Raw genomic sequence first — 1,592 nt, 5'->3', positions numbered from 1 at the left:
GAGTTCCAGATCGGCGTCAATCCGAACACAGCCGCTCAGTAAAAGGGTGAGGCCGGCCAGCACGGCGATCACGACGACGGCAAATCCAACGGCTGGAGCCCGTGTGGGCCCGGTGGGTGGTGGCGGTGGTGGCTTTGGTTTTCTGGAGCGGCGTTGGCTACTGACGGCTGGCGGAGATCCACCGGTTGCGGTGACCTCAAGCGGAGGCAGTCGCATGGTCCAGCTGTCGGGGCGCTCGAGGCTGGGCGCATCGAGAATGTTCACAAGCTGTTTGGCCTGTTGGCGCTTGTCCACATCACCGCTTCGGCTCAAAGCGCGGGCCATGGTCAATGCCTGCTCATTTTGGCCTTGACCCATCCAAGAGGTGATCATCAGGAAGCGCACCTGAGACCCTGCTGGGGTTGAGATGGGGTGTAGGTCGACCAGTGGAGTGAGCAGCTCTAGGGCTTGGCCATAGTCACCACGCTCTAAATGGGCATCCACGGCACGGAGGTTGAGCGACGGCTGGTCCTTTTTCACGCCTTGTCCCCCAGGTAGCCCCCGTAACTGTCTCGGTCGGCGAACATCGCCTTTCAGCCAGCTTTTTAAGCAGTTTATGGACCGCTTGGCTTGGTATGGAGGAGTGGATTTTTGTTGAGGATCGCGATCGATCACCTCTCAAGCATCTGCAATTTTTGGCCTTCTGAGGCCAGTGATGTCTTCACAGTGCAAGGTCTGATCTCGATAGTGTCTCGAGACAAATCGGTTCAACACGATGAAGCGTCATCCGAACATCGCTTTTTTTGGCGGAACTGTTGTGATTGCTTTGATGGTGCTTGCCGCGTTTTCAAACATGGCCGTGGCCGGTGGCTGTGCACGTAGCGGCGAAAGCAGCACGCTCAGTTCAGAGCCCATCGAACAAAAGCAAAAGCAAAACAGCGACGCTGATGCTTAGTTGTTGTTCGCTCAAGACCGTTTAATCAACTGTCTTGTTGGGATGATTTTCACGTCCAACCACCATGGTTCCGATGCCTGCATCGGTAAACACTTCCAGTAATAGGGCGTGAGGGACACGTCCATCCACGATGTGGGCGGCTGCCACCCCTTGGGCTAAGGCCCGAATGCAACACTCAGTCTTTGGTGTCATTCCCCCAGCAACCACCTCGTCTTCGATGAGCTGCCGCGCTTCCGACAAGCGGAGTTTGCGAATTAACGATTCAGGATCATCTCGATCCCGCAATATCCCAGGCGTGTCGGTGAGAAGGATCAGTTTTTCTGCTTGTAGCGACGCGGCTAGCTCCCCAGCCACGGTGTCGGCATTGATGTTGTGGGCTCGGCCGTCGCTCGGAGTCGCTGCCACGCTTGAAATGACGGGTACATACCCCTCGTTGAGCAATGGCTCCAGCACATCTGGGTTGATGCGGGCGACATCCCCCACAAGCCCATGGCTGCCATCACCCCATGGGCGGGCTTCCACTAGACCGCCATCGCACCCGCTGAGCCCCACGGCGCGCGCGCCCAGTTGATTTAACCCATTCACGATTTGCTTGTTTACGCGACCCACCAACACCATCTCCACCACATCCATGGTGTCGGCATCCGTGACGCGTAAG

Annotated in this window: 2 protein-coding genes and 1 pseudogene; 1 reads left to right on the top strand and 2 read right to left on the bottom strand. The window is 57.3% G+C overall.

Annotated elements, in window-relative coordinates; translation table 11 throughout:
* Positions 1–654 (bottom strand): annotated as a pseudogene (locus WH5701_RS16135) (hypothetical protein); the annotation flags it as partial.
* Between the two features lie 100 nt (positions 655–754).
* Between WH5701_RS16135 and WH5701_RS16130 the strand changes: the two are divergent.
* Complete coding sequence (locus WH5701_RS16130) at positions 755–934, top strand: hypothetical protein (protein ID WP_006169792.1); 180 nt, start codon at positions 755–757, stop codon at positions 932–934.
* Positions 935–955: 21 nt separating this feature from the next.
* Here WH5701_RS16130 and argB read toward each other — a convergent pair.
* The coding region (argB, locus tag WH5701_RS00310) for an acetylglutamate kinase (protein ID WP_006169791.1) at positions 956–1,592 on the bottom strand (637 nt) is incomplete at its 5' end.

It is taken from the genome of Synechococcus sp. WH 5701 (genome assembly GCF_000153045.1).
In the GTDB taxonomy this organism is placed as follows: domain Bacteria; phylum Cyanobacteriota; class Cyanobacteriia; order PCC-6307; family Cyanobiaceae; genus Regnicoccus_A; species Regnicoccus_A antarcticus.
This window is presented reverse-complemented; position numbering and strand designations above follow the sequence as displayed.